The organism is Stenotrophomonas sp. YIM B06876 (assembly GCF_030711595.1).
Taxonomy (GTDB): Bacteria; Pseudomonadota; Gammaproteobacteria; order Xanthomonadales; family Xanthomonadaceae; genus Stenotrophomonas.
The window spans coordinates 1-382 of record NZ_JAUJUJ010000621.1; the positions used below are offsets into that span (position 1 = coordinate 1).

Here is a 382-nt window from a genome sequence, read left to right on the forward strand (position 1 = left end):
GTCAACGTCACCTACAAGATCCTCTACAACGACGCCGTGGCCATGACCGGCGGCCAGCAGGTCGGCGAGCGGCCCGAAGGCCACTCGGTGCTGCAGATCATGAACAGCGTCAAGTCCGAGGGCGCGGTGCAGATCGTCATCGTGACCGACGAGCCGCAGAAGTACGACGGCGTGGCGCTCGCCGAAGGCGTCACCGTGCACCACCGCGACGAACTCGACCGCATCCAGCGCGAGCTGCGCGAGGTGAAAGGTTGCAGCGTGCTGATCTACGACCAGACCTGCGCCACCGAAAAGCGCCGCCGCAGGAAGCGCGGCACGCTGGCCACGCCCGACAAGACCGTGGTCATCAACGAGGCCGTGTGCGAGGGCTGCGGCGACTGCT

1 pseudogene is annotated in these 382 nt (G+C 66.8%); it reads left to right on the plus strand.

Annotated features, from left to right (window positions below):
- Positions 1–382, plus strand: a pseudogene (locus tag QZH66_RS18745) (indolepyruvate ferredoxin oxidoreductase family protein); the annotation flags it as partial.